This is a genomic window from Streptomyces spiramyceticus, assembly GCF_028807635.1.
In the GTDB taxonomy this organism is placed as follows: domain Bacteria; phylum Actinomycetota; class Actinomycetes; order Streptomycetales; family Streptomycetaceae; genus Streptomyces; species Streptomyces spiramyceticus.
On the sequence record NZ_JARBAX010000001.1, the window covers coordinates 1,387,448 to 1,413,909 of the forward strand.

The 26,462-nt window shown below is 69.4% G+C and carries 26 protein-coding genes; 14 read left to right on the top strand and 12 right to left on the bottom strand.

Going from position 1 to position 26,462, the window contains the following annotated elements:
- The first annotated feature begins 7 nt into the window (after nucleotides 1-7).
- The 4 genes from sucB to PXH83_RS06230 all read left to right on the top strand — a co-directional run bounded on the left by sucB (nucleotide 8) and on the right by PXH83_RS06230 (nucleotide 6,450).
- A complete protein-coding gene (sucB, locus tag PXH83_RS06215; protein ID WP_274557623.1) occupies nucleotides 8-1,807 on the top strand; it encodes a 2-oxoglutarate dehydrogenase, E2 component, dihydrolipoamide succinyltransferase in 1,800 nt (599 codons plus the stop codon).
- Nucleotides 1,808-1,906: 99 nt separating this feature from the next.
- On the top strand, nucleotides 1,907-2,530 hold the full coding sequence (locus PXH83_RS06220; protein WP_214915241.1) for a GntR family transcriptional regulator: 624 nt from the start codon (nucleotides 1,907-1,909) through the stop codon (nucleotides 2,528-2,530).
- Nucleotides 2,531-2,764: 234 nt separating this feature from the next.
- The gene (gene aceE, locus PXH83_RS06225; RefSeq protein WP_274557626.1) at nucleotides 2,765-5,434 is read left to right on the top strand and encodes a pyruvate dehydrogenase (acetyl-transferring), homodimeric type; all 2,670 of its coding nucleotides are present in this window, start codon (nucleotides 2,765-2,767) and stop codon (nucleotides 5,432-5,434) included.
- 50 nt (nucleotides 5,435-5,484) lie between these two features.
- Complete coding sequence (locus tag PXH83_RS06230) at nucleotides 5,485-6,450, top strand: helix-turn-helix transcriptional regulator (RefSeq protein WP_274557628.1); 966 nt, start codon at nucleotides 5,485-5,487, stop codon at nucleotides 6,448-6,450.
- 18 nt (nucleotides 6,451-6,468) lie between these two features.
- Here the strand turns inward: PXH83_RS06230 and PXH83_RS06235 are convergent, their stop codons facing one another.
- On the bottom strand, nucleotides 6,469-7,392 hold the full coding sequence (locus PXH83_RS06235; protein WP_274557630.1) for an SDR family oxidoreductase: 924 nt from the start codon (nucleotides 7,390-7,392) through the stop codon (nucleotides 6,469-6,471).
- A 174-nt stretch (nucleotides 7,393-7,566) separates the two neighbouring features.
- On the opposite strand from PXH83_RS06235, the gene PXH83_RS06240 reads away from it, so the two are divergent.
- Nucleotides 7,567-8,088 (top strand): DUF4240 domain-containing protein, encoded by a 522-nt coding sequence (locus PXH83_RS06240; RefSeq protein ID WP_274562696.1) that lies wholly within the window; start codon nucleotides 7,567-7,569, stop codon nucleotides 8,086-8,088.
- Between the two features lie 38 nt (nucleotides 8,089-8,126).
- On the opposite strand, the gene PXH83_RS06245 is transcribed toward PXH83_RS06240, so the two are convergent.
- Complete coding sequence (locus PXH83_RS06245) at nucleotides 8,127-9,275, bottom strand: PP2C family protein-serine/threonine phosphatase (protein ID WP_274557633.1); 1,149 nt, start codon at nucleotides 9,273-9,275, stop codon at nucleotides 8,127-8,129.
- Nucleotides 9,276-9,355: 80 nt separating this feature from the next.
- Nucleotides 9,356-9,874: a GNAT family N-acetyltransferase gene (locus PXH83_RS06250; protein ID WP_274557635.1), complete on the bottom strand. Its 519-nt coding sequence runs from the start codon at nucleotides 9,872-9,874 to the stop codon at nucleotides 9,356-9,358.
- Between the two features lie 48 nt (nucleotides 9,875-9,922).
- Between PXH83_RS06250 and PXH83_RS06255 the strand changes: the two genes are divergently transcribed.
- Together PXH83_RS06255 and PXH83_RS06260 are read left to right on the top strand one after the other, a co-directional pair.
- A complete protein-coding gene (locus PXH83_RS06255) occupies nucleotides 9,923-10,825 on the top strand; it encodes a TIGR01777 family oxidoreductase (protein ID WP_274557636.1) in 903 nt (300 codons plus the stop codon).
- A 264-nt stretch (nucleotides 10,826-11,089) separates the two neighbouring features.
- Complete coding sequence (locus PXH83_RS06260; protein ID WP_274557638.1) at nucleotides 11,090-12,427, top strand: NAD(P)/FAD-dependent oxidoreductase; 1,338 nt, start codon at nucleotides 11,090-11,092, stop codon at nucleotides 12,425-12,427.
- Nucleotides 12,428-12,467: 40 nt separating this feature from the next.
- On the opposite strand, the gene PXH83_RS06265 is transcribed toward PXH83_RS06260, so the two are convergent.
- Complete coding sequence (locus PXH83_RS06265; protein WP_274557640.1) at nucleotides 12,468-13,910, bottom strand: NsdA family TPR-like regulatory protein; 1,443 nt, start codon at nucleotides 13,908-13,910, stop codon at nucleotides 12,468-12,470.
- Between the two features lie 231 nt (nucleotides 13,911-14,141).
- Between PXH83_RS06265 and lipB the strand changes: the two genes are divergently transcribed.
- The 4 genes from lipB to PXH83_RS06285 all read left to right on the top strand — a co-directional run bounded on the left by lipB (nucleotide 14,142) and on the right by PXH83_RS06285 (nucleotide 17,321).
- Complete coding sequence (gene lipB, locus PXH83_RS06270) at nucleotides 14,142-14,939, top strand: lipoyl(octanoyl) transferase LipB (protein WP_274557642.1); 798 nt, start codon at nucleotides 14,142-14,144, stop codon at nucleotides 14,937-14,939.
- A gap of 165 nt (nucleotides 14,940-15,104) precedes the next feature.
- The gene (gene lipA / locus PXH83_RS06275; protein ID WP_214915272.1) at nucleotides 15,105-16,070 is read left to right on the top strand and encodes a lipoyl synthase; all 966 of its coding nucleotides are present in this window, start codon (nucleotides 15,105-15,107) and stop codon (nucleotides 16,068-16,070) included.
- Between the two features lie 326 nt (nucleotides 16,071-16,396).
- Nucleotides 16,397-16,609: an SCO2195 family GlnR-regulated protein gene (locus PXH83_RS06280; protein ID WP_274557646.1), complete on the top strand. Its 213-nt coding sequence runs from the start codon at nucleotides 16,397-16,399 to the stop codon at nucleotides 16,607-16,609.
- Nucleotides 16,610-16,619: 10 nt separating this feature from the next.
- Nucleotides 16,620-17,321, top strand: coding sequence for a DUF4191 domain-containing protein (locus tag PXH83_RS06285; RefSeq protein ID WP_274557648.1), 702 nt, complete (start codon nucleotides 16,620-16,622; stop codon nucleotides 17,319-17,321).
- 87 nt (nucleotides 17,322-17,408) lie between these two features.
- On the opposite strand, the gene PXH83_RS06290 is transcribed toward PXH83_RS06285, so the two are convergent.
- On the bottom strand, nucleotides 17,409-17,876 hold the full coding sequence (locus PXH83_RS06290) for an RDD family protein (RefSeq protein ID WP_274557650.1): 468 nt from the start codon (nucleotides 17,874-17,876) through the stop codon (nucleotides 17,409-17,411).
- 197 nt (nucleotides 17,877-18,073) lie between these two features.
- Between PXH83_RS06290 and glnA the strand changes: the two genes are divergently transcribed.
- Nucleotides 18,074-19,483 carry a type I glutamate--ammonia ligase gene (glnA, locus tag PXH83_RS06295; protein ID WP_214915284.1) on the top strand — a complete coding sequence of 470 codons (1,410 nt, stop codon included), beginning with the start codon at nucleotides 18,074-18,076 and terminating at the stop codon, nucleotides 19,481-19,483.
- Nucleotides 19,484-19,591: 108 nt separating this feature from the next.
- On the opposite strand, the gene PXH83_RS06300 is transcribed toward glnA, so the two are convergent.
- The 3 genes from PXH83_RS06300 to PXH83_RS06310 form a co-directional block, all read right to left on the bottom strand.
- On the bottom strand, nucleotides 19,592-20,140 hold the full coding sequence (locus PXH83_RS06300; RefSeq protein WP_274557654.1) for an HD domain-containing protein: 549 nt from the start codon (nucleotides 20,138-20,140) through the stop codon (nucleotides 19,592-19,594).
- A gap of 304 nt (nucleotides 20,141-20,444) precedes the next feature.
- Entirely contained in the window at nucleotides 20,445-20,867 is a 423-nt protein-coding gene (locus PXH83_RS06305) for a type II toxin-antitoxin system VapC family toxin (RefSeq protein WP_274557656.1), read from the bottom strand.
- Nucleotides 20,864-21,145, bottom strand: coding sequence for a type II toxin-antitoxin system Phd/YefM family antitoxin (locus PXH83_RS06310; RefSeq protein ID WP_274557658.1), 282 nt, complete (start codon nucleotides 21,143-21,145; stop codon nucleotides 20,864-20,866). The genes PXH83_RS06305 and PXH83_RS06310 overlap by 4 nt, the downstream gene beginning before the upstream one ends.
- Before the next feature lie 385 nt (nucleotides 21,146-21,530).
- On the opposite strand from PXH83_RS06310, the gene PXH83_RS06315 reads away from it, so the two are divergent.
- The gene (locus PXH83_RS06315) at nucleotides 21,531-21,812 is read left to right on the top strand and encodes a hypothetical protein (protein WP_274557660.1); all 282 of its coding nucleotides are present in this window, start codon (nucleotides 21,531-21,533) and stop codon (nucleotides 21,810-21,812) included.
- 17 nt (nucleotides 21,813-21,829) lie between these two features.
- On the opposite strand, the gene PXH83_RS06320 is transcribed toward PXH83_RS06315, so the two are convergent.
- From PXH83_RS06320 to PXH83_RS06335, 4 genes are all read right to left on the bottom strand, one after another.
- Nucleotides 21,830-23,644 (bottom strand): choline/carnitine O-acyltransferase, encoded by a 1,815-nt coding sequence (locus tag PXH83_RS06320; protein WP_274557662.1) that lies wholly within the window; start codon nucleotides 23,642-23,644, stop codon nucleotides 21,830-21,832.
- A 2-nt stretch (nucleotides 23,645-23,646) separates the two neighbouring features.
- Nucleotides 23,647-24,486: a class I SAM-dependent methyltransferase gene (locus tag PXH83_RS06325; protein ID WP_274557664.1), complete on the bottom strand. Its 840-nt coding sequence runs from the start codon at nucleotides 24,484-24,486 to the stop codon at nucleotides 23,647-23,649.
- Nucleotides 24,487-24,586: 100 nt separating this feature from the next.
- On the bottom strand, nucleotides 24,587-25,456 hold the full coding sequence (locus PXH83_RS06330) for a HalD/BesD family halogenase (protein WP_274557666.1): 870 nt from the start codon (nucleotides 25,454-25,456) through the stop codon (nucleotides 24,587-24,589).
- A gap of 212 nt (nucleotides 25,457-25,668) precedes the next feature.
- Nucleotides 25,669-25,935, bottom strand: coding sequence for a hypothetical protein (locus tag PXH83_RS06335; protein ID WP_251019939.1), 267 nt, complete (start codon nucleotides 25,933-25,935; stop codon nucleotides 25,669-25,671).
- Nucleotides 25,936-26,054: 119 nt separating this feature from the next.
- Between PXH83_RS06335 and PXH83_RS06340 the strand changes: the two genes are divergently transcribed.
- Nucleotides 26,055-26,417, top strand: a complete 363-nt coding sequence (locus tag PXH83_RS06340) for an arsenate reductase family protein (RefSeq protein ID WP_274557669.1) — start codon at nucleotides 26,055-26,057, stop codon at nucleotides 26,415-26,417.
- Nucleotides 26,418-26,462 lie beyond the last annotated feature (45 nt).

Genomic DNA, 26,462 nt, shown 5'->3' on the forward strand with positions numbered 1-26,462 from the left:
AGAAACCATGCCGGTTTCCGTAACCCTTCCGGCGCTCGGCGAGAGCGTCACCGAGGGCACTGTCACCCGTTGGCTGAAGGCCGAGGGCGAGCGCGTCGAGGCTGACGAGCCGCTGCTCGAGGTGTCGACCGACAAGGTCGACACCGAGATCCCGGCCCCCGCCGCGGGCATCCTCTCGTCCATCAAGGTCGCCGAGGACGAGACCGTCGAGGTCGGCGCCGAGCTGGCCATCATCGACGACGGCACGGGTGCGCCCGCTGCCGCCCCAGCCCCGGCTGCTGCCGAGGCCCCTGCTGCCGAGGCCCCTGCCGCCGAGGCCCCCGCTGCCGAGGCTCCGGCCCCGGCCGCCCAGCCTCAGCCCGAGGCCGCCCCGGCGCCCGCCGCCGAGGCCCCGGCCCCGGCCGGTGGCGCCGCCGGTACTGACGTCGTGCTGCCCGCACTGGGCGAGTCGGTCACCGAGGGCACCGTCACCCGCTGGCTGAAGCAGGTCGGCGAGGAGGTCGCGGAGGACGAGCCGCTGCTCGAGGTCTCGACCGACAAGGTCGACACCGAGATCCCCTCCCCGGCCGCGGGCACGCTGCTGGAGATCCTGGTCGGCGAGGACGAGACCGCCGAGGTAGGCGCGAAGCTCGCCGTCATCGGTGCCGCGGGCGCAGCCCCGGCCGCCGCCCCGGCTCCGGCCGCTCCTGCCCCGGCTGCCGCTCCGGCTCCGGCCGCTGCTCCGGCGCCCGCCCCGGCGCCGGCTCCGGCCGCCGCCGCTGTTGAGGCTCCGGTCCAGGCCCCGCCCGCCGCCCCGGCTCCGGCTCCGGCCGCCGCCCCCGCGGCTCCGGCTCCCGCCCCCGTCACCCCTGCGGGCGAAGCGGACGGCGCGTACGTGACCCCCCTGGTCCGTAAGCTCGCTGCGGAGAACGGCGTGGACCTGTCCGCGGTCAAGGGCACCGGCGTCGGTGGCCGTATCCGCAAGCAGGACGTCGTAGCCGCCGCGGAGGCCGCCAAGGCCGCCGCTGCCGCTCCGGCGCCCGTCGCCGCTGTGACTGCCGGTGGCCCTGCGGCCGCCGCGAAGGCTCCGTCCCTCGAGGTGTCCCCGCTGCGCGGCCAGACGGTCAAGATGACCCGCATGCGCAAGGTCATCGGCGACAACATGATGAAGGCGCTGCACACGCAGGCCCAGCTGACCTCGGTCGTCGAGGTCGACATCACGAAGCTGATGAAGCTGCGCAACCAGGCGAAGGACGCGTTCGCCGCCCGCGAGGGCGTCAAGCTGTCCCCGATGCCGTTCTTCGTCAAGGCCGCGGCCCAGGCGCTGAAGGCCTACCCGGTCGTCAACGCCCGGATCAACGAGGACGAGGGCACCATCACCTACTTCGACACCGAGAACATCGGTATCGCGGTGGACTCCGAGAAGGGTCTGATGACTCCGGTCATCAAGGGTGCGGGCGACCTCAACCTGGCCGGTATCTCGAAGAAGACGGCGGAGCTGGCCGGCAAGGTCCGCGGCAACAAGATCACCCCGGACGAGCTGTCCGGTGCGACCTTCACCATCAGCAACACCGGCTCGCGCGGTGCGCTGTTCGACACGGTCATCGTGCCGCCGAACCAGGTCGCCATCCTGGGCATCGGTGCCACCGTCAAGCGCCCGGCGGTCATCGAGACCGCCGAGGGCACGGTCATCGGCATCCGTGACATGACGTACCTGGCTCTCTCCTACGACCACCGTCTGGTGGACGGCGCCGACGCGGCCCGTTACCTGACGGCCGTCAAGGCGATCCTGGAAGCGGGCGAGTTCGAGGTCGAGCTCGGCCTGTAACACTCGTCTCACCAGCGAGCGCGCCCCCGTCCGGAGACCTCTGGACGGGGGCGCCGCCGTATTGTCTAGGAGACTCAACACGGCTTGAAGGAGCGCTTCATGACCCCGCCCGTCGTCCACTCGCTGCGCGAGCAGATCCGCGAGCACATCGTGGAGGGGATCGTCAGCGGGCGCTGGAAGCCGGGCGAGCGGATCGTGGAGCGCCGGATCGCGACCGAGCTGGAGGTCAGCCAGACGCCCGTACGCGAGGCGCTGCGCGAGCTGGAGTCCCTGCGCCTCATCGAGTCGGCGCCCAACAAGGGCGTACGAGTGCGGAATCTGACGGCGGCGGACCTGGAGGAGAGCTACCCGGTTCGCGCGGGCCTGGAGCAGATCGCGGCGGAGCTGGCGGCGTCTGCCCTGGCGGACGACTGCTCGGCGCTGGAGCCGCACGTTGCGGCCCTGTACGAGGCGGACCGCGCGGCGGACGGCACGGCGCAGGTCCGTCACACGGTCGGGTTCCATCGCGAGCTGGTCCGCGCGGCGAACAACAGCGTGCTGCTGCACACCTGGGAGGGCCTCGGCATCGAGGTCTTCACGGCGCTCTCCATCCGGTGGCTGGGCACGGTCCAGAAGTCGTACGCGGAGGAGCACGAGGCACTGGTGCAGGCCTTCCGCCGCCGAGACCCGAACATCGGCAACCTGGTCAAGGCCCATGTCCTGGGCTGCGCACCGCGCGCGTAACGCCGCGGCACGACCCGCCCGCGCCCGAATTGCCGCATAAGCCTCGGCACCCCGTGCCCCATTTCGCGGCACGGAATGCCAATTTCGGCCTGCGGACAAGTTTTTCGCCGCCAGGCTTTGATCGATCATCGATCAGCCACTTACAGTCGACGGCGGGTCCACCAACCCACGCCCTGTCCTGCCAGACACGGCACCCCCTTTCTCCACCCCCCTCCTGTCCGGAAGGCGGCCATCATGACCGACCCCGTAGGCATTTCTCCGAGCGAGCTCGACCAGCTCCCGGACCGTGACACCGAGGAGACCGCCGAGTGGGCGGCCTCCCTCGACGCCGTCACCAAGGCCGCAGGCCCGCAGCGGGCGGCATACCTGATGCGCCGCACCCTCCAGCACGCCGAAGGCGCCGGGCTCGCCCTGCCCAAGCTGCTGGAGACCGATTACGTCAACACCATCCCGACCTCCGCCGAGCCCGCGTTCGACGGCGACGAGGCGATGGAAGCCCGGATCACCGCCTGGAACCGCTGGAACGCGGCCGCAATGGTCACCCGCGGCTCCCGCTTCGGCGTCGGCGGTCACATCGCCACCTTCGCCTCCGCGGCCTGGCTGTACGAGACCGGCTTCAACCACTTCTTCCGCGGCAAGGAGGGGGACGGCAGCGGCGACCAGCTCTACATCCAGGGCCACGCCTCCCCCGGCATCTACGCCCGCGCCTTCCTCGACGGACGCCTCAACGAGGGCCAGCTGGACCGCTTCCGGCAGGAGTCCGGCGGCGACGGCCTGCCGTCGTACCCGCACCCGCGGCGCCTGCCCTGGCTCTGGGAGTTCCCGACCGTGTCGATGGGCCTCGGCCCGCTCTCCGCGATCTACCAGGCGCGCTTCAACCGGTATCTCGAAAACCGCTCCATCAAGGACACCTCCAACTCCCACGTCTGGGCGTTCCTCGGCGACGGCGAGATGGACGAGCCCGAGGCCACCGCAGCCCTCGCACTCGCCGCCCGCGAGCAGCTCGACAACCTGACCTTCGTCATCAACTGCAACCTGCAGCGCCTCGACGGGCCGGTGCGCGCCAACTTCCGCGTCGTACAGGAGCTGGAGGGCCAGTTCCGCGGCGCCGGCTGGAACGTCGTCAAGTCGCTGTGGGGCTCCGCCTGGGACGAGCTGTTCCAGCTCGACACCAAGGGCGCGCTGATACGCCGCCTGCGCGACGTACCGGACGCGCAGTTCCAGACGTACGCGACCCGCGACGTGGCCTACATCCGCGAGCACTTCTTCGGCGCGGAGCCCGCGCTGGCCGAGCTGGGCAAGCTGCTCACCGACGCCAAGATCGCCGAGTGCTTCCACACCTCCCGAGGTGGCCACGAGGCCCGCAAGGTGTACGCGGCGTACAAGGCGGCCGTGGAGTTCAAGGGCGCCCCGACGGTGATCCTCGCGCAGACCGTCAAGGGCTACACCCTCGGTCCGGGCTTCGAGTCGAAGAACGCCAACCACCAGATGAAGAAGCTCTCCGGCAAGGAGTTCCGCGCCATGCGGGACCTGCTGGAGCTGCCGATCCCGGACGCGAAGCTGGACGAGGAGCTCGTACCGTACGGGCACCCCGGCGCCGATTCCCCCGAGGTCCGCTACCTCCAGGAGCGCCGCGCCGCTCTCGGCGGCCCCGCCCCGGCCCGCCGGGTGCACGCGGTGGCCCTGCCCGAGCCCGCCGACCGCGCCTTCAGCGCCCTCCTCAAGGGATCGGGCAAGCAGGAGATGGCCACCACCATGGCCTTCGTACGCCTGGCGAAGGAGCTGATGCGGGACAAGGAGACCGGCAAGCGCTGGGTGCCGATCGTCCCCGACGAGGCCCGCACCTTCGGCATGGAGTCGCTGTTCCCGTCGGCCGGCATCTACTCGCCGCTGGGTCAGACGTACGAGCCGGTCGACCGCGACCAGCTCATGTACTACAAGGAAGCCAAGAACGGCCAGATCCTCAACGAGGGGATCACCGAGGCCGGCGCGATGGCCGACTTCATCGCCGCGTCGACGTCGTACGCGACGCACGGCGAGCCGATGATCCCCTTCTACATCTTCTACTCGATGTTCGGCTGGCAGCGCACCGCCGACCAGATGTGGCAGCTCGGCGACCAGCTCGGCCGCGGCTTCATCGTCGGCGCCACCGCCGGCCGTACGACCCTGACGGGCGAGGGTCTCCAGCACGCGGACGGCCACTCGCACCTGATCGCGTCCACGAACCCGGCGTCGCTCAACTACGACCCGGCCTTCGCGTACGAGATCGCGGTGATCGTCAAGGACGGTCTGCGCAGGATGTACGGCCCGGAGGCCGAGAACGTCTTCTACTACCTGACCGTCTACAACGAGCCGAAGCAGCAGCCTGCGATGCCGGAAGGCGTCGAAGAGGGCATCGTCAAGGGCCTCTACCGCTTCAAGGAGGCGGCAGCACCGACCGCCGACTCCCCGCGCGCGCAGCTGCTCGCATCCGGCACGGCGATCCACTGGGCCCTGGAGGCGCAGGAACTCCTCGCCGCCGACTGGGGCGTGGCGGCCGACGTCTGGTCCGCCACCTCGTGGGGCGAGCTGCGCCGTGACGCGCTGGAGTGCGACGAGGCGTTGCTGCGCGGTGAGATGCGTACGCCGTACGTCACCCGCGCGCTCGAAGGCGCCGAGGGCCCGGTCCTCGCGGTCAGCGACTGGATGCGTCAGGTCCCCGACCAGATCAGCCAGTGGGTCGAGCAGGACTACTCCTCGCTCGGTACGGACGGCTTCGGCCTCTCCGACACCCGTGAAGCGGCCCGCCGCCACTTCGGCGTCGACCCGCAGTCGATCGTGGTCGCCGCGCTGGCCCAGCTCGCCCGCCGCGGCGAGGTGCCGGCCTCGGCGGTGAAGGAAGCCCGCGAGCGTTACGGACTGTAGGGCTCAGGCCGTAACGACCGTCTGTCGGTGGCAGCGTGCATGATGACGTCATGCGCGCTGCCCGGCTGATCAAAATGGTCCTCCTGCTCCAGTCCCGGCCCTCCATGACCGCGGGCGAGCTGGCGCAGGAGCTCGAAGTCTCGGAGCGGACGATCACGCGGGACGCGCAGGCCCTTTCGGAGGCGGGCGTTCCGGTGTACGCCGACCGGGGGCGGGCCGGTGGTTTCCGGCTGATCGGCGGGTACCGGACCCGGCTCACCGGCCTCGCCCGCAGCGAGGCCGAGGCGCTGTTCCTGTCCGGACTGCCCTCAGCGCTGCGGGAAATGGGTCTTGAGGACGCCGCGTCCGCCGCCCGTCTGAAGGTGTCGGCGGCGCTCATGCCGTCCCTGCGGGACGCGTCCGACTCGGCGGCGCAGCGTTTTCATCTGGACGCGCCCGGCTGGTACCAGGAGCCGGAGACACCCGACCTGCTGCCCGCGATCGCGGAGGCCGTATGGGACGACCGGATTCTTACGGCCAAGTACGGGCGGCCGGACGGTGAGGTGGAGCGGGAGCTGGAGCCGTACGGGCTCGTGCTCAAGGCCGGTGTCTGGTACCTGTGCGCCCGCGCGGACGGTGACTTCCGGGTCTATCGCCTGGACCGGTTCGCCGCTGTGGCCGTCGCGGAGGAACGTTTCGTACGGGACGAGCACTTCTCTCTGTCCGACTTCTGGGACGAGCGGGCCGCCCAGTTCGCCCGGTCGATCCTGCGCACCGAGGTGGTGGTGCGCGTGACGCAGGCCGGCGCCCGGCGGCTGCCGTACGTCACGGATCAGGCGGCGGCGCGCGAGGCGCTGGCGGCGGCCGGGCCGCCGGACGGGGAGGGCCGGGTCACGGTCACGCTCCCCGTCGAGTCGGCGGAGGTGGCTTTCAGCCAGCTCCTGGCGCTGGGGCCGGAGCTGGAGGTGCTGGAGCCGGAGGACCTGCGCGCGAGGTTCGCCGATGCGGCCGGCCGTATGCGCGGGCTCTACGGCTGACTCGGCCGCTGCCGGAAGTCAGCGGTAGTCGCCGGCCGGGGCGTCCTTGCCGCCGAGCGTGACCTCCGTGATGTACGCCCAGGCGTCCGGCCGGCTGCCGTCGGCGTCCGTGAAGCCGTACTCGCGCGCGAGCTGTCCGCTGGAGAGCGACTGGCCGTTCCAGCGGGCCCGGTCGGGGTCGGAGGCGACGGCCGCCACTGCCCGCCCGACATAGACCGGCGACTCGGCGATCACGAATTCGGGAACCTTGGCGATGGCGTCGCGCCAGTTCTCCTCCGTGACGCCGAAGTTGTCGAGCATCTCCTCGGAGCGCAGGAAGCCCGGGGTGACGCAGACCGCCGTGCAGCCCACGTCCTTGAGGTCTTCGGACAGGGCGAAGGCCATCCGGATCGGCGCGTTCTTCGCGAGGTCGTAGTAGAAGTTCTCGCGGAACCTGCGGTTGTACTCGGCCGTCCCGTCGGTCATTTCGACGACAAGACCGCCCCTGTTCCGGATCAGCAGCGGCAGCGCGTAGCTGCTGGTGATGACATGGGTCTTCACGCCGAGCTCAAGCATCCGCAGTCCGTGCTTCAGTTCCGTGTCCCACATTTTCTTGCCGAATTCGAGCAGATGGTCGCCGCCCCAGATGTCGTTGACCAGGATGTCCAGCCGCCCCCGCTCCCGGTCGATCCGCTCGATGAGCGCTTTGACCTGCTCTTCTTCCAGATGGTCGGTCGGTACGGCGATGCCCTCGCCGCCTGCGGCCGTGACCAGTTCGGCCGTCTCCTCGATGGTCTCGGTCGTCCGCCCGACCTCGCTGACCTTCTCGCGGGTGGTGCGCCCGGTCACGTACACCGTCGCGCCCGCCGCCCCCAGCTGCACGGCGATCGCCCGCCCCGCACCCCGGGTCGCCCCGGCGACCAGCGCGATCCGGCCCTGCAGTGGTGCGTTCTGCTCGGTCATGCGTTCTCCTCCAGTTGCCGCCGGTCATGTCGTACGTATCGACACTGACACCCAATCCAGACACCTACTGTCGTGAATTGCGGGCGGTCTCCCGCGAGCCGTGGGTAACGAGACAGCCGCATCCGGTGCGCTGCGCGTGCGCGGGCCTGCGCAAACCACGATGCTTGACCCGTGATGGACGAGACGGAGTTCTGGGAGATCATCGACAGCACCCGCGAGGCCGCCGAGGGCGACCCCGAGGAGCATGCCGACTTGCTGGTGGAGGCGCTGGTCCGGCGCGATCCCGATTCCGTGCTCGACTTCGCCAGGCACTTCGAGGTCCGCTACAACCGGGCGTACCGCTGGGATCTTTGGGGCGCGGCGGCCGTACTGCTCGACGGTGCCAGCGACGACGTCTTCGACTACTTCCGCTGCTGGCTGATCGGCCAGGGCCGGGAGGTTTTCGAGGGAGCGCTGCACGACCCGGACAACCTGGCCGACCTCCTCGACGAGTTCGACGAGGAGGTCGACGGGGACGGCGAGGAGCTGGGGTACGCGGCGGACGAGGCGTACGAGCAGCTCACCGGCGCGGTCGCACCGGACCTGGGTGTCCCGGCGCAGACGCCGGAGCCGGAGGGCACGCCGTTCGACTTCGAGGACGACGGGGCGCTGGCGGACCGTTTCCCCCGGCTGTGGGAACGGTTCGGGCAGGGCTGACCCGAGCATTGCCCGCATGACCTCATGACCTCATGACCTCACGAGCGGGACACGGCTGCCGGCTCCGGGTCGCCGACCCGGCCGGGTTCGAGTGCGAGCAGGGCCACGTCGTCGTGCACGTCGCCCGCCTTGCCCGCGAAGCGGACCAGGTCCGCCCGCACGGCCTCGTTGAGGGCCATCAGGTCTTCGGTCGGTACGGACGCGGCCAGTTCCGGCAGCCGCCGGGCGAGCGGGTAGAAGGCGCCCGAGCTGTCGCGCGCCTCGGTCACTCCGTCCGTGTGCGCCAGGATCCGGTCCCCCGGCTCCAGCGGTACGGTGACCACTTGGACCAGGCCGGGCCCGGTCAGGCCGAGCCCCAGCGGCGGCGCGGGCGCCACCGGAATCTCGCGCGCCGTCCCGCCGCGCAGCAGCAGCGGCGCGGGATGGCCGCAACTGATCACCCGTACGACATCCTCGTCCGCCGGGAACTCCAGCACGACGGCGGTGGCGAAGAGCTCCGCGTGCTCCACAGGGGCCGAGTCGACGACCAGCCGCCTGTCCATCCGCGCCGCCACGCCCGCCAGGTCCGCCTCGTCCAGTACGGCTTCGCGGAAGGCACCGAGGAGCGCGGCGACCGTGGAGACCGCGGCCAGCCCGTGCCCCTGCACGTCGGCGGTCAGCGCGCGTACGCCGTGAGGCCCTTCGCGTACGTCGTACAGGTCCCCGCCCACCAGCGTCCCGGCCTGCGCGGACCGGTAGAGCCCCGCGCAGCGCACCCGGCCCACTGTGGTGGGCAGCGGCGGGAGTACGGCGAACTGGGCGGCCTCCGCCACCGTGCGGACCGTCACCAGCTGTTTCTCCCGGCGGGTGCGGACCCACGAGATGACCACGCTGAGCGTGACCACGACGAAGACAGCGAGGAGGTCCGTGGTCTCGACGTCCCAGATCCGGCGGCCGAACGGGACGGACAACGCGACGATGATGAGCCCGCCGAGCAGCGCAACGCTCGCCGGGCCGTACGCGAGGGCCGAGACGGGCGTGAGGGCGACTACGAAAAAGCCCAGCTGGATGCTCTCGGGCGTGATGATCTGGGCCAGGGTGAGCAGCGCGAGGATCAACGCGGGCAGAAATTTGAGCCAGCGCGGCTGCGGCGTCCCGCGCAGCCGGCCGGCGGCTTCCTCGGCGCCCCTGGCCCGGACGGAGCTCATCGGTCCGCGGGCCCGCGGCGGCCGGAGTGGGTCGCTGACATGGGCGGCATCCGTGCTCCTTCTTACCCGCCCACTATGGCTCAGGGAGTGAGCGACCGCCCCATGAACACATCGTCGACGTACTCCCCCTGGAGGAAGAACTCGCCGGGCAGTACGCCCTCGACGACGAAGCCCTCGGCTGCGTAGAGCGCGCGGGCGGGCGCGTTGTGGCCGAGCACCCGCAGCGTGATGCGCAGGGCTCCGAGCCGCCGCGCCCGGTCGCACGCCGCACGCAGCAGCGCACGGGCGACGCCGCGCCCGCGTGCCTGCTCCGCCACGGCCAGACCCTGGATCTGCTGGACGTGTGCGTTGGAGGCGAGCGGGGTGGGCGCGACCAGCCGGATGTAGCCGACGACGCGGCCGTCGAACTCGGCCACCAGGATGTCCTCGGGCCCGTGTCTGTCGTCGAAGAACGGGCTGTACGGCGGCTCGGGCTTCGACTGCACGGCGTGCAGCGGCGACCAGGTCTCCCGATCGAGCTCGGCGAGGTCCTTCTCGTCCTCCGTGGTGGCGGGACGTATGACGGGACGTACGACAGAGGGCATGTGGGGCTCCGGCATGGCTGTCACTCTGCCACGGGGCGCTCCCGGTACCGGATGGGGGGCAGGATGGTCCCCATGCGGATTGCCGTCACCGGCTCGACCGGTCTCATCGGTTCAGCGCTCGTGCGCTCCCTGCGCGCGGACGGACACGAGGTGGTGTGCCTGGTCAGGCGCCCCGCGCGGACGGCGGAGGAGGTGACATGGGACCCGAAGCGGCAGTATGTCGACGCTGACGGGCTCGCGGGGTGCGAGGCCGTCGTCCACCTTGCCGGGGCAGGGGTCGGTGACCACCGCTGGACCGAGACGTACAAGAAGGAGATCCGGGACAGCAGGGTCCTGGGCACGGCCGCGATCGCCGAGGCCGTCGCCTCGCTGGACGTGCCGCCGAGGGTCTTCGTGAGCGCTTCCGCGATTGGTCTGTACGGGGACACCGGGGAGCGGGCGGTGGACGAGGATGCGCCGCCCGGCGAGGGTTTCCTGCCCTCTGTATGTGTGGAGTGGGAGGAGGCCGCCGCTCCCGCGGAAGAGGCGGGCGTGCGGACGGTTCTGGCCCGTACAGGACTGGTGATCGCGCGCGAGGGAGGGGCCTGGGGGAAGCTCTTCCCCCTCTTCAGGGCGGGGCTCGGCGGACGGCTGGGATCGGGCCGCCAGTACTGGAGCTTCATCGCACTGCACGACCACATCGCGGCCCTGCGCCACCTGATCGACACGGAGCCGCTGTCGGGCCCGGTGAATCTCACGGCGCCGCAGCCGGTCACCAACAGGGAGGTGACCGAGGCGATGGGGCGGGTACTGAGGCGGCCCACGCTCTTCGCCGTCCCGGCGCCCGCGCTGCGGCTCGTGCTGGGCGAGTTCTCCTCGGACGTGCTGGGCAGCCAGCGGGTGGTGCCGCGGCGGCTGGAGGAGTCGGGGTTCTCGTTCGCCTTCCCGGAAATCGACGAGGCGTTGCGGGCGGCGGTACTGCGTTGATCCGCTGAGGATTCCCTGAGGATCCGTTGCGGTTGATTCGCTGAGGTTGATTCGCCGAGCCGGTTTTGACTGCTTCCGATCGGTTTCTGTCCGACGCTCGACCATTGCACTCCGTTTGTGCTCCGGTTGTGCTCCGATGCCCCGGTCGGTGCGCGACTGTGCTCGGCCGTTTCCGCTCCTACGCTGCAACCCGAACTCGGGTATTCCGTGGACCTGTTGAGGGCATGAGACCCCCAGCATCCGCGCCGACCTCGGGGAGGGGCCGTGCTCAGCACCGCACACCATGCGGACGTCGTCATTGTGGGGGCCGGGGTCGCGGGACTCTCGGCCGCCCATCAGCTGACCAGCGCCGGTGTAACAGTCAGCGTCCTGGAGGCAGCCCCTTACGTGGGTGGGCGGATGGCCACCGAGGAGGTCGACGGATTCCGTCTCGACCGCATCGGCCAGGTCCTCAGCACCGCGTATCCGGAACTGCTCCGTACGCCGGGTCTCGAAGGGATCGAGCTGCGCACGTTCTCGCCCGGCGTCCTCGTCCACAGCGAGGGCCGCCACTACCGGGCGGGAGGGGTGCGGGGCACGCGGTGGGGTTCCCCCCACGCCCTCCGGGGCGTAGGGGGAGCGCTCGGCGCCGCGCGCGCCCTGGCGAGCACCCCCCGCCCGCCGTTCGGCGGCGCGCTCGACCAGGCCCGCCTCGGCGCGGCGCTCGGACGGTTCGCGGCCACGCCGGTGCACCGGCTGATGGCCCGGCCCGAACGGCCCGCCCACGAAGCCCTGTCCGGGCGCGGGCTGCCGACCCGTACGGTCAACGGTTTCCTGCGCCCGCTGCTCTCGGCGCTGCTCTGCGACCCGGAGCTCACCACGTCGAGCCGGTGCGCCGATCTCGCGCTGCGCGGCTTCGCACGCGGCAGACTGTGCGTGCCCGCAGGCGGCGCGTCCGCTTTACCGGAGCTGCTGGCCGCCGCCCTGCCGCCGGGGACGGTGCGTACCGGCGTACGTGTCACGGCCGCTTCGACCACATCGGTCACCACCGAGGAGCACGGTGAACTCACCTGCCGTTCCCTCCTGCTGGCGACCGGTGCCCGCGCCGCGGCCGTTCTGCTGCCGGGTCTGCGGGTGCCGTCCTTCCACCCGGTGACGGTCTTTCACCATGCCGCACCGGTGTCTCCGTTGACGGATCCGGCGCTGCTGCTCGACGCGGACCGCAGCGGTCCCGTTTCGCACACCGCCGTCCTCAGCGAGGTCGACCCCTCGCGGGCGCCGCGCGGCCGGGCCCTGATCTCGTCGACGGTGCTGGGTACTCCCCCGCCGGATCCCGACCCTGCGGTACGTGCCCACCTGGCCAGGCTGTACGGCACCTCTACGGAGGGCTGGGAGCTTCTCGCGGTCCATCACGACAGGGAGGCGGTCCCGGCGATGCCGCCCCCGCACGACCTTCGCCGGCCCGTACGGCTCCTTTCGGGGCTGTACGTATGCGGCGACCACCGCGAAACAAGCACGGTCCAGGGCGCGCTGCACTCGGGCCGCCGGGCGGCGCAGGAGATTCTGCTGGACTTCGGCATCCGGCCGGGTTACGCGGCGGGAGAGCTGCGCAAGGCGGCCTGACGCCGGCCGAGGCTCGTGCGGGGCTTGAGGGAAAAGCCTGTTACCCCAGCGCCGCAACCCGGTCCCGATACGTCCGCACCGCCGCCGCGTCCCGATACGGTTCGAGCCGCTTCTCGAAGTCCCGTACGTACTCCACCGCCCGAGCCGACCGCATCTCCGTAGCCTGCTGCGCCGCCTCCGCCCCCAGCGAGCACGCCTGGTCCAGCTCCCCGAGCCCGAGCCGCGCGGACGCCAGCACCACCCGGCAGAACAGCCGGCTCCGCGCAAAGCCCGGCGCGCGCAGCTGCAGCGACCGTTCCGCGTGCTGCGCCGCCGCCCGGTACTGCTGGAGGTCCCGGTGGCAGTGGCCGAACTCGTCCGCCATTTGTGCCTCGTCGAAGAAGCGCGCCCAGTACGGCACTTCGTCCCCCGGCCGCGCCGTCTCCATCGCCCGCTCCGCCCGTACGAGCGAGGCCGTGCACGCCCGCACCTCTCCCAGCACCCCGTGCCCGCGCGCCTCGACCGAGTGCAGCATCGCCTGTACGACGGCCGGCGCCGAGCTCCCCACGCCCTGCTGCGCGACCCGCGCCAGCTGCACCGCCTCACGCCCGTGCCCGAGGTAAACGGCCTGCCTGCTCATGGTGACCAGTACGTACGAGCCGTACGACCGGTCGCCCGCCGCCTGTGCCAGCCGCAGCGCCTGTACGAAGTACCGCTGGGCCAGGCCGTGCGCCGCGATGTCGTACGACGTCCAGCCCGCAAGCCGGGTCAGGTCGGCGGCGGCCGCGAACAGCCGGCGCCCCGTCGCCTCCCCGTACGTACCGCGCAGCATCGGCTCCGTCTCGTGCTCCAGGTACCGCACGAGGGCCTGCCTCGCGTGCCCCCCGCCGTATGCCTGGTCCAGGGACCTGAACAGCTCGCTGACCGAGCGCAGCGCCGCGATGTCCCCCATCGTGACGCGCTGCCCGGGCCCCCGGTCGGTCTGCCGCTGGCGGGGCACAGCGAGGCGGCCCTGGGCGGGCACGCGCGCTCCGTTCGCGGGCGGATCACCGCGCGCCACCCTGTCGTCGGCGCGGCCGATCAGCCAGTCGCGGCTCGGGACGACGAGCCCGGCCGGAGTGAACGCGATCTTGCGCAGTTCGGCGTGGCTGCCGGAGTCCTTGCGCCAGAGACCGCTGACGATGTCGACGGCTTCCTCGGGGGTGGACGCGAACTCCAGGCCCGCGTAGACGGGCGCGCAGGCGTCCAGTCCGAGGTCCTGGGCGGTGAGCCGCCGCCCGAGCCGCCGGGTGAAGACCTCGGCGATCAGGGCGGGCGTGGTGCCGCGCGGTTGCTGTCCGCGCAGCCAGCGGGTCACCGAGGTCTTGTCGTAGCGAAGATCCAGCCCGTGCTCCAGGCCAAGCTGGTCCACCCGTCGGGCAAGGCCTGCGTTGGAGAACCCCGCTTCCGCGATGAGCGCGGCGAGCTGGCGGTTGGGCGTGCGCTGCGGAGGTCGATCCGTCATCAGCTGTGCGGTCTCCTGCCTTCTGGGCTCCGGGAGCAGCCCTCATGGAACGGCGCGAATTTAGCCGCCCGCCCCGCTCGCTCTGTCGCCTTCGCCCCACATTCATCCGATCGTGTGAGGATCCGGGCGAACGCTGACGAAAATGACCTGCCCGGTGACCAGTGGCGCCCCGGTCGTACAGTGGCTGAGGCGCCCAAATGTGCAGGGTGCCGGTTCTAGGGAGGCGTTGCCGTGAGTGAGCTGCGGTTTGTCCGACTGGGGTTCGGCGAGGAAGCCGTCGAGTACCAGGAGGCATGGCAGAAGCAGCGCGAGGTGCACGCGGCACGGTTCGTGGACGAGGTCCCGGACACCTGCCTGCTCCTCGAGCACCCGCCCGTGTATACGGCGGGGCGGCGCACCCAGGACAACGAGCGCCCGCTGGACGGCACGCCCGTGGTGGACGTGGACCGCGGCGGCAAGATCACCTGGCACGGCCCGGGCCAGCTCGTCGGCTACCCGATCATGAAGCTGCCGCGTCCGGTGGACGTCGTGGCGCACGTACGCCGCCTCGAAGACGCACTGATCCGTACCTGCGCCGAGTTCGGCGTGGAGACGACCCGGATCGAGGGCCGCAGCGGCGTCTGGGTGCTCGGCGATCCGGTGGATCAGCGCCCGTCGCTCGGGGGCCTCTCCCTCGACTTCGATCCGCGACTGCACGACGACGAGTTCGACGCGCGTCTGAACGGTCCCGAGTACGCTCCGTCCAACGCCGGCCAGCGCCGCGAGGACCGCAAGCTCGCCGCCATCGGCATCCGCGTCGCCAAGGGCGTCACGATGCACGGCTTCTCGCTGAACGTGAACCCGGACAACACCTGGTTCGACCGGATCGTGCCGTGCGGCATCCGCGACGCGGGCGTCGCCTCGCTCTCGGGCGAGCTGGGGCGCGAGGTGCCGGTCGCCGAGGTGCTGCCCGTCGTCGAGAAGCACCTGCGCGACGTACTGGAGAACGCGGCTCTGGCGCCTCGCGTCGTGGAGCAGGCGTCCGCCTAGGGGTATGCGCGGGAATGCGCCCCTCTGGCCAGAGGTTGTTGTCACAGCCAGCGCAAAGCGCTGTCCGCCAGGGGTGGTGGTCGGGCGACGGGCGGGCGTAAGACCGTACAAATATCGGGCGTACCCTGGTGTTCGCCGAAGAATCGAAGTCGTAGGGAGCCGGACGTGTCCGCAGTCGCACCCGACGGACGCAAGATGCTGCGCCTGGAGGTCCGGAACAGCCAGACCCCCATCGAGCGCAAGCCCGAGTGGATCAAGACCCGGGCGAAGATGGGCCCCGAGTACACCAAGATGCAGGCCCTGGTGAAGGGCGAAGGATTGCATACGGTGTGCCAGGAGGCCGGCTGTCCGAACATCTACGAATGCTGGGAGGACCGCGAGGCCACCTTCCTCATCGGCGGTGACCAGTGCACCCGGCGTTGTGACTTCTGCCAGATCGACACGGGCAAGCCCGCCGCGCTCGACCTGGACGAGCCGCGCCGTGTGGGTGAGTCCGTCGTCACGATGGACCTGAACTACGCCACCATCACCGGCGTCGCGCGCGACGACCTGGAGGACGGCGGCGCCTGGCTGTACGCGGAGACCGTGCGCCAGATCCACGGCATGACGTCCGAGCGCGCGGACGGCCGCACCAAGGTCGAGCTGCTGATCCCCGACTTCAACGCGGTCCCCGAGCAGCTGGCCGAGGTCTTCTCGTCGCGCCCCGAGGTGCTCGCCCACAACGTCGAGACGGTGCCGCGCATCTTCAAGCGCATCCGCCCCGGCTTCCGGTACGAGCGCTCCCTCGAAGTCATCACACGGGCCCGCGAGGCCGGTCTGGTGACCAAGTCGAACCTCATCCTGGGCATGGGCGAGGAGCGCGAAGAGGTCAGCCAGGCGCTCCAGGATCTGTACGACGCGGGTTGCGAGCTCATCACGATTACGCAGTATCTGCGCCCCTCCCCGCGCCACCACCCCGTCGAGCGCTGGGTGAAGCCGCACGAGTTCGTGGAGCTGAAGGAGGAGGCCGAGGAGATCGGCTACTCCGGTGTGATGTCCGGACCGCTGGTCCGTTCCTCGTACCGTGCCGGCCGGCTCTTCGGTCAGGCGATGGAGCGACGCGCCGAGAAGGCCACCACCCAGGCTGTGTGAGCGCAGCCCGGGTGAGCGCAGGCTGTATGAGTGCAGGCTGTGTGAATCGGCGCACAAGCAACTACCCGCCAGTAATGGCAAGTTGACGCGGCCCGTAGGGTCCCCGCAGGTCAGGGGACCGTACGGGCCGCGTCAGTGTTTCGGCCGTACGCGTCAAGGATTCATGGGCGTTTGACCGCCCGGTCACGCACTGGTAACACCAGTCAGTGACCCTAGGTTTACGCAGAGCTCCACTCCGCTCCACCCTGAACCTCCCGCTCCACCCCCAGCACGGCCCCCAGCACGCGCACGTTCCCGAGTCTTCCGCTCCGAGGAGGGACCTCCCCATGCAGGCCGCGACCGACGTACGCGCCACCGCCATCCCGTCCGTCACCGACGCGCTCCGAGCCGTCGAGTCTCTGCTGATGCGCGGCGGCCAGCGCACCGCCCGCCGGAACGCCTGGACGTCGGTCCTCGAAGACCGGCGCAGGGCGAGGGACCGGGTCGAGGCTCAGCACGTACTGGAGGCCGTGGCGAGCCGTACTTCCACGGCCACGTAAACTTCGGAACATGGCGAGGAAGGCAAAACAAGACAGCGCTGAGGCTGCTGCGAACCCCGGGCGACTCAAGCAGATCGCCCTGACCTACAAGATGACCCGCAAGGCTGACCCGAAGGTCGGTCTTGTCGTCGCGGGCGTGGGAATCGTCACCTTCGGTGTCCTCCTCGCGATCGGCTTCTTGATCGATCACCCGGTCTATCTGGGCATCCTGGGCTTCCTGCTGGCCTTCCTCGCGATGGCGATCGTCTTCGGACGCCGCGCCGAGCGAGCTGCCTTCGGGCAGATGGAAGGACAGCCGGGCGCTGCGGCCTCCGTGCTGCAGAACGTCGGCCGGGGCTGGACGACGACTCCGGCCGTGGCCATGAACCGCAACCAGGACGTCGTGCACCGGGCCGTCGGCAAGGCCGGCATCGTCCTGGTGGGCGAGGGCAACCCGAACCGGCTCAAGACTCTGCTGGCGGCGGAGAAGAAGAAGATGGCGCGCATCGTCATGGACGTACCCGTCCACGACATCGTCATCGGCAACGAAGAGGGTCAGGTGCCGCTGAAGAGGCTGCGCACCACGATGCTCAAGCTGCCGCGCGTCCTCACGGGCCCGCAGGTGACGTCGGCCAACGACCGGCTGCGCGCGATGGGCGACCTCATGTCCAACATGCCGCTGCCGAAGGGGCCCATTCCCGGGCGTGGCATGCGGGGACCACGACAGCGGTAATACGCGCTTGATCTGCGATCTGCACGGAAAGCGGCCCGGACCACGAGGTCAGGGCCGCTTTCGCTTCTTTACAGCTGTTACGTAACCTCAGATCCGCACCTGCACGGCGCGCGCCAGCCTGTCGTGCAGCCCGCGGCCGTCGCGGTCCCAGACCAGCGCCGGGATCGCGAGGCAGAGCAGCGCGCTCCGCACGATGACGCGGAAGATGCCGAGGCGGGCACCGTCCTCGGCCACGACGCGGAGGCCGAAGAGCCGCTTGCCCGGGGTGAAGCCGACCGTTCCGACGGTGAGCACGCTCAGTACGAGCAGAACGCCGAGCGCCCAGTTGCCGGACGCCTGCCAATTACGGCCGGCGAGCAGCCCGTATGCGATCAGCATGCACAGTGACCAGTCGATGAAAAGGGCGCCGAAGCGGCGGCCCAGCGGGGCGACGGCCCCGGGGCCCACCTCGGGGAGACCGAGCCGCTCGCCCCGGTAGCCGGTGACGGCACCCATCTGTTTGGCGGCCTCGCCCGGCCCGGACAGCCACGATCCGATTGCTTGCCTGTTGTCCACGCGTCAACGGTACTGTGCCCGGTTTCGTACCCTGGAAGTCGGGGCCCTTCGGAGCCGCCCTGGTTAACTTGCGCGAAACAAATGGGTCACGCTTGAGAAATCCGGTCTGCCTATGGTCGGGTCCAGCGTGTGCCACCGCACTGGCCGCACGAAGAGCTGCAACCCCGCCCCTCCCGGGTGGGAGTAGGAGGAGTTGGATGTTCCAGAACGCCGACGACGCGAAGAAGTTCCTCGCCGACGAAGACGTCAAGTTCGTCGACGTCCGGTTCTGCGACCTGCCCGGAGTGATGCAGCACTTCACGATTCCGGCCGCGGCGTTCGACCCGAACGAGGAGCTGGCCTTCGACGGATCGTCGATCCGCGGCTTCCAGGCCATCCACGAGTCCGACATGGCGCTCCGTGCGGACCTGTCGACGGCACGCGTAGACCCGTTCCGCAAGGACAAGACGGTCAACATCAACTTCTTCATCCACGACCCGATCACGGGCGAGCAGTACAGCCGTGACCCGCGGAACGTGGCGAAGAAGGCCGAGGCGTACCTCACGTCCACCGGCATCGCCGACACGGCGTACTTCGGCCCCGAGGCCGAGTTCTACGTGTTCGACAACGTCCGTTTCCAGACCTCCGCGAACGAGTCCTTCTACCACATCGACTCCGAGGCAGGCGCCTGGAACACCGGTGCGGTCGAGAACAACCGTGGCTACAAGGTCCGCTACAAGGGTGGCTACTTCCCGACCCCGCCGGTCGACCACTTCGCCGACCTGCGTGCCGAGATCTCCCTGGAGCTGGACAAGAACGGCCTGCAGGTCGAGCGTCAGCACCACGAGGTCGGCACGGCCGGCCAGGCCGAGATCAACTACAAGTTCAACACCCTCCTCGCCGCCGCCGACGACCTGATGCTCTTCAAGTACGTCGTGAAGAACGTCGCCTGGCGCAACGGCAAGACCGCGACCTTCATGCCGAAGCCGATCTTCGGTGACAACGGCTCGGGCATGCACGTCCACCAGTCGCTGTGGGCGAACGGCGACCCGCTGTTCTACGACGAGACCGGCTACGCGGGCCTCTCGGACACCGCCCGCTACTACATCGGCGGCATCCTCAAGCACGCCCCGTCGCTGCTCGCCTTCACCAACCCGACGGTGAACTCGTACCACCGCCTGGTGCCCGGCTTCGAGGCCCCGGTCAACATGGTCTACTCGCAGCGCAACCGCTCGGCTGCCATGCGTATCCCGATCACGGGCTCGAACCCGAAGGCCAAGCGCGTCGAGTTCCGCGCCCCGGACCCGTCCTCGAACCCGTACCTCGCGTTCTCGGCGCTCCTGATGGCGGGCCTCGACGGCGTGAAGAACAAGATCGAGCCGGCCGAGCCGATCGACAAGGACCTCTACGAGCTGGCTCCCGAGGAGCACGCGAACGTCCAGCAGGTCCCGACGTCCCTCCCGGCCGTCCTGGACGCGCTCGAGGCGGACCACGACTACCTTCTGGCCGGCGGCGTCTTCACGCCCGACCTGATCGAGACGTGGATCGACTACAAGCGCACGAACGAGATCGCCCCGATCCAGCTGCGCCCGCACCCGCACGAGTTCGAGCTGTACTTCGACATCTAGGAAGGCCCCAGGTCAGCGGGTTTCCGCTCGCCTGGGCCGTCTGTGGGCCGTCGGCCGCGTTCTTCCCTCCCGGAAGGCGCGGCCGACGGCCGTTTCTGTGATCGCCGTTCAGCCCGCAGCTTTGCTGGAGGCGAGGGCTTCGTCATGTTCCAGCTGGTTCAGCGGAGATACGTCTTTCAGCGCGGCCTCAGCGAGGGCTTGCGCCGACGCGGTCTGGAGGCTGTTACGGCTGGTGTCAATCCAGTTCTGAACGTTCCCGCATCCTTGCTCGCGGTACTCGACGGCTTGGATAAGGCATTCGAGCTTGTCGGCGTCGTGGGCAACGATCACTTCCAGGCTGGTGCCGTTCTCGTACTCCTCGACCACACACTGAACGCCGGTGGCGACGTCGGGGTGAGCGGCCGACATCTGGTCTGCGGTGACCTTCTCGTTGGACGCTGCTTCGAGGTAACGCCGGCCAATGTGGGGGATATCGCTGACGCGGGTCTCCTGCGTGTCGTGGAAGAGGCACATCAGCGCCACCCTCGCCGGGTCGGCTCCCTCCATCATGGCCAGCACCGCGCCGACGATGCCCACCCGGAACGAGTGCTCGGCGATCGTCTCCGGGTCCTTCACTCCAGCGATCCACCAGCCGGACCGCTTCGCCCGTTTGAGCATCCCCATTTCCATCCGCGCGCTCGATGAAGTCCAACAGCGGCTGTTGGTCGCCCTGACGGACGAGCGAGTGTGGCGGCATCGCCTGGTACGCCTTCGACGAGATCCCCGAGAACACAGTTCCGTATCACGCGGCGGCTCTTGCTCACATCGCCGCCGGCCGGGTGCGCTCCAGGTTCGGATGGAACCAGCGCTGACCAGCTCCTGACTTACTGCGCCCCCCAGCAGCAACGAAGTGCGGGGTGTAGTGCTGCGCTGCCTGAGTAGGCCCCGTAGGGCGGTGCGGCGGGAGCTTCTGAGGCGTTTGCTAGGTGGTCTCCGCGCCGGGGGCGAGGAGCGTGAGGCCGTTCGCCTCTACTGCGGCGGACAGCTCCTTGTCGTAGGTCACGAAGCCGTCCAGCTCCTCCTTCAGGGGGTCGGCGGTGGACAGGTGGATTGAGTCGAGCGTGCCGAGCTTCTCCACCTCGTACGCGGAGGCGCGGACCAGAACGTCGTCGTCGAGGACGATCTGGTCCACGCCTTTGAGGGTGTTGAGCACCAGGAACGGGATGCGTTGCCTATCGATTCCTGCGCGACGGAACGTCCGTGCCAGCTCTACGCCGGCCAACTGCGAGGTCACCAGTTGCGCATGCTGACCCAGCCCGGCGCGCCAGGCCCGTAGTGCCGCTGTCTCGCCCTCCGGCTTGACCAGCTTGAGCAAGGCGCAGGTGTCCAGGTAGTGGAGGCTCAACGGTTGCGCTCCTTGTCCCGCTCCGCGATCAGCAGGTCTGACAGGGACGGAAGATCGGCGAGGTCGTCAATCAGCTCCGGCATGGCGCCAGGGTGGGCACTGCGGTACACCTTGCCGGACGTGGCGAGGCGATCCAGGGCGGTTGCGGCCTCTTCCTCCGGGACGAGTCGCATGATGGGCTTGCCGTGCTCGGTGATGTGCACGGTGGTCCCTCGCTTGACCTTCGCGGTGACCCTCGATGTGTGGTGATTCAGTTCTGAGATCGGGATGGTCTCCATACAGAGAATGTACCCAGAAAATGTGTACACACGCTACGCCCCCCAGTATCACTCTGCATAACGAACTGACGACTGGCGCAGGCGGGGCATCCTGCACACCCAGGAGCGTTGCGGGCCCCACGCGGCGGCAATTACGCAAGATGATCTTACTGTAGGGACGTTCGTGCAGGTCAGAGCACTCGTTCGGCTGCACTTCGACAGCTAAAGATCGTGGGCAGTCAGTAATTACTGGCCAGTACCCTGGGGCAACGGCTCTCAGCTGTACGAGGTCCCGCACCCATTCCGTCAGACGGCGTAGAACCACTCGCCACCGCTCGCTGGCCTCACCACATCGATCTAGCGTCATGGAGACAGGCTGTCTTCGAATGTGGATCGAGGAACTGACATGGCAATTCTGGTAATCAACCGTGGCCCGGACTGGACCAAGGAGCTCTACCAGAAGACCTTCGACCGGGCGATCCCGGACCGTGCGAAGCCGCCCAGCGGGCTCATCGCACACTTCGGGACGCCCGGCGAGGCGGGCGGTTGGCAGGTCATTGACGTATGGGAGTCGGAAGACGCGTTCCGGCGGTTTCTGGAGGGGACGGTCAAGCCTGCCGCACAGGCGCTCGGGGCGCCGCCGTTCGACTCCAAGGTGATCGAGGTTTACAACTCTCTGATCCCGTGAAGGCGGCTAGGAGACGGCTAGGAGTGGTTCAGCAGCTCCCTCAGTTCGCTCACCGCCTCCCGGAGCCGGTCGGCGAAGGTGTGCATCTGGGGGGCGACCGGCTGGGGGGTGCTCAGGTAGAGGTTGAAGCGTTCGGGGAGCAGGACGTAGGCGACGCCGATACAGCGGCTGCTTGTCGAGCCGAAGCCGAAGTACTGGATGTTGGCGGACGGGGCCGAGCTGGTGCTCAGGTAGTCGTCGCGCATCTTCAGCCAGCCCGGGGTCCGGTAGAGGGGTGGTTGTTCGGTCACGCCTAGGGCCTGGCCCCGGCGTCGTTGGATCAGTTCCAGTTCCCAGAGGTGCTGTTCCGGGGCCTCGCCCAGCTGGCATTCCTTGGCGCGCTTCACGTGTGCCTCGGCGGCGGCCCGGAAGGCGGTTCGGCGGGTGTCGGCGTTCGTCGTCGGGTCGTTCATCGCTGATACGAACGCCTGCGCCTCGGGGGTGACCACGCGCATCGCCTCTGTACGTCCGCGCCGCCATTGCCGGGTGGCGATCGATTCGTACGTGGCGCCCAGGTGGCCCCTGGCGCGCTGGTGGGCGAGTTGGTAGGCGAGTTGTACGAATGCGTCCGGTGAGACGCGCAGGGATTTTGCGGTGTTGGCGCCGAAGTCGTCGAAGGAGACGGTCCTGGTCGCCGTGTTGTTTCCGTAGTCCGCGAACGCTTCGGCGGCGGAGCGGATCTTGGCTCGCAGGGCCTCGTCCAGTTCGAACGTGATCGGTTCCGGCTTCGGGCCGCCCTGGTGGCGGGCGCCCGACTGCTCCGAGTGGTCCCCGGCGGAGGTGGCCAGCAGGGCGTCGACGAAGCTGAGGATGGTGGTTCCGTCGAGCTCGCAGTGTTCGACGTTGATGCCCGCGCGGCCGTCGGCGAAGACGATCAGGGACACGGCCTTGTCGAACCAGCGGTTGCCCCGGTCTCCGTACAGCAGTTCGTCGCACGTCTCCTGGGTGTCCGCGGGTGCGAAGTCCTCCAGGCAGACGCAGAACAGCGCGGTTTCGACGGCGTCCAGCGCCTCCGCGTTGCCGGGGTGGCAGGCGAGCAGGGAGTGCCGGGCCGCCGCCCACTCGGCTCGCGCCATGGTGGTGAGGTGGCCGACCTGGTCCCCGGCTGTGTCGGCGCCGGTCTTCATTACGGCGCGGAGCCCTGCCTCCAGGTCTTCCAGGCTGTGCGGGACCCCGTCCGGACCGTATACGTCCAGCCGGAACATGGCGCCCCGGAAGAACACCACGATGTGCCGCGCGGTGGACGGGCCCGGCCAGTCGTCCGAGTAAGGGCTGCGGACCGTGTCCTGTTCCTGGCCCGGAATGCGGGTGGTGGAGAAGAGGAACTTGTTCTGTTCCATCGACTGGGGGCGCCCGCGCTGCATCACCGGCGGGAGGAGTTCACCGTCGAGCCGGTTTTTGTAGTTGACGGCTCCGGCGATCAGGCCGGCCGCCCTCTCCGTCTGCGCCTGCCCGGTGTCCTTGAACAGGAAGAAGAAGTTGGCGTTGAGCGCGATCCGGTCCCTGCGGCCCAGGTAGCGGTACGGCCAGAAGGTGTCGAGCCAACTGTGTACGCCGTCGGTGGCGTCGTACTCCTCCAGCGCCGCGTGCAGCGCGCGGCCGGGGCCGTCGGGGCTGAGGAAGGCGGCGACCTCCGCCTCGGTCGCCGCCCGCTCGTCGGCCGTCAGCAGCGGCGCGCACCAGGCGAGGAACCTCTCGCAGCTCGCCTCCAGGGTGGGGAGCGGGACGCGCGGCAGGCTGTCCTCCAGGGCGAAGGTGGTGGGGGCCGCTGCCGTTCCCTGACTGGCGTTCACGTTCAATTCCGCTCTCGATTCGGGGCTTGGGGACCTGTTGTTTTCTCGTCGGCGGGCCGGGAGAGGTAGAGCTGTGCGTAGAGCCAGCCTTCCGCTTCCAGGCCCTGCGCATCCACCCCGGCGGCCGACATTCTGTCCAGTACGAGCGCCTGCTCGTCCGGGGAGGCGAACCGCCGCTGTTTGAACACCTCGTCGACACGGACCGTGCGGTATCCCAGACCGGTCAGGGCGCGCTCGACGGGGTCGAAGGGGAACATCCGCAGCACGAAGTGCGCCATCCAGGGGCGGCGGCCGCCCTGCGCCCGGACGACGCGGGTGAGTGTCCGCTCGGTGACGTAGCCGAGGCAGCCCGTCGAGATCACCAGGTCCGTCCCGGCGAACTGGGCGCGCTGGGCGGGGGTGGGCTCGTGCTCCTCCAGGTCGGCGTGCACCGCGTCGTCGAGGAATCCGGCGTCGAGGGCGTAGGACAGCGCGCTGGAGGAGGTGTCCAGGCCGACGAAGCGGATGCCGTGCGCGGGGCGGCGCGACGTGGCCAGTTCGCGGTCGCGGGCCAGCAGTGCCTCGCGGCTCGCGGTGCTGGAGTAGCGCGCGTACAGCTCGTCCATGGTGGCGTCGTACTTCAGCAGGGCGGCGTTGATCCCGTACGAGCAGCCGATGTCGAGGACTTTCGGCTCCGCGACCTGCCGGGACTCGCGGTACTGCTTGATGAGCTTCTCGAAATAGGGCTTGGCCTGCTGCGGTACGCAGTATTCGAGCGGGCGGAGCACATTGAAATAGGTGCGTGGATCGGGCTGAGTGTAGATGTGGTCGAGCGAGACTTTTCCGGTCGCGTCGAAACGCACAGGGCTTACTCCTCCGTGGATCGCGTGGCTCACGTGGCTCGCGGTGATCGCGGTGGTCGCAGTGATCGTGGTGGTCCCGTGATCGTTGCGGTGGTCGCGGTTAATCCAGCAGTCGGTCGCCCCGGACGGCGCGGCCCTCGGCCGTCAGGTGCTCGGGCAGTACGCGGCCGAAGAGCTGCCGGGTCCGTGCCACGCTTCCGATGACGCCGGGGCGCTCGCTGTAGGCGAATATCGCGGAGTGGCGCGCGATCTCGCCGCGCACGGGGCTCACCCGGTGCAGCGAGTACCGGCCTTTGAACAACTGCAGGTCACCGGCCTGCAGCGGGAGGCGCCGGGTCAGCCGCTCGCCCCGGCCGTCCAGTACGTCGCGGACGTCGTCGAAGCGCTCGTCGTGCGCGGACCTGATATTGGGGCAGTACTCGAAGTCGCCGCCGGACCGGGCCTGCTGGGTGAGCATGCTGACGGTGAACTCGTTGGTGTCGAAGTGCCAGGGGTGCTCCATGCCGGGCACGACGACGTTGAGGACGAGACCGGACAGCGGGTCCGCCAGCTCGTGCAGCTGGGGGAGTCCGAAGCAGCGGGCGACGAAACGCTGGAACACCTCGTGTGCGTACAGCCGACTGATGAGGGAATCGGCGGGGATACGGTCGCGGGCGACAAATGCGTTGCCCCGCTGGAAGGTTCTGCGGCCGGGGTGGTCCTCCGGCAGAGCCGAGTCGACCGCGATGTTGTAGACGTTGACCGTTTCTACGTCGAAGTGCGCACGGGGGGCGATGGCCGAGCACTCCTGCCGCAGGGCGTCGCGGATCGACGGGCGGACGAAGTCCGGCAGTACGGTGCAGCCGAGGGTCGACAGTTCGCGCCGGGCGCGGGACACGACGGCCTGTCCCTCGGCGCTTTCGAGTTCCGACAGGGGGTATCGAGCCGTGTCGACCAGCTGGTCGAGGGGAACGGCTTGCAGAGTGCTCATTCGATCCTTTCCACGTACGGGCAGACCGTGCCGAGCCGGGCCCTCACCGTCGGCTCTTCATCAACTCCACTGAGTAGTAACACAGTTGAAGCTCCCACAGCGGGCTACGGGTTGTCTGTGACCCGTCCCACTGAGCGGCGTCCGTGACGTGGTGGATATGAGGGGCCGGGAGGCGTGAAAGCCCACGCCTCCCGGACCCCCCGACCGCAGCGTCAGCGGCCGTAGCGGATCAGAGCGCGCACCATCCGGCAGGTCGTGTCCGACGGCTGGTGTGCACCGATGAGCTCCGCGGTGCTGCGTATCTTGCGGTTGTTCGCCTGCTCGGGCAGGTACACCCCCGTGTCCAGCAGGGCGATGGCCAGACGCATGGCCTTGAGGCGGCGGTTGTGGGTCTCGTACCAGACGCGCGGCCGTCCGGCCGGGAGCGGACGCTTTGCCAGGGTTTGTGGAGCGATCGAGAACAGTGCGGCTGCGGCCATGGGCATCCTCCTGAGGCGGTCGGGAACCCTCTCTGACTGCCTCAATTTTACTGTCCACCACTGACAATCGGCCCTGGCCAGGCGGTGTTTGCGGGGTGCCTGGCGGTACGGTTGGGGCCATGGAGATCTGGATCAATCCCGCATGTTCCAAGTGCCGTGGCGCGATGCACCTGCTCGACGAGGAGGGCGCCGAGTACACGGTGCGCCGCTACCTCGACGACGTACCGACGGAGGACGAGATCCGTGCCGTGCTGGAGCGGCTCGGACTTGAGCCGTGGGACATCACGCGTACGCAGGAAGCGGTGGCGAAGGAGCTCGGGGTGAAGGAGTGGGCGCGGGACGCCGGTTCCCGTGACCGGTGGATCGCGGCGCTCTCCGCGCACCCGAAGCTGATCCAGCGGCCGATCATCACGGCGGAGGACGGTACGGCGGTGGTGGCGCGTACGGATGAGGCGGTACGGGACGCAATGTCACGGTCTTGAACCGGCCGAGACATATGGGCTGTTGATCACCCGGCGTGCCGGGGG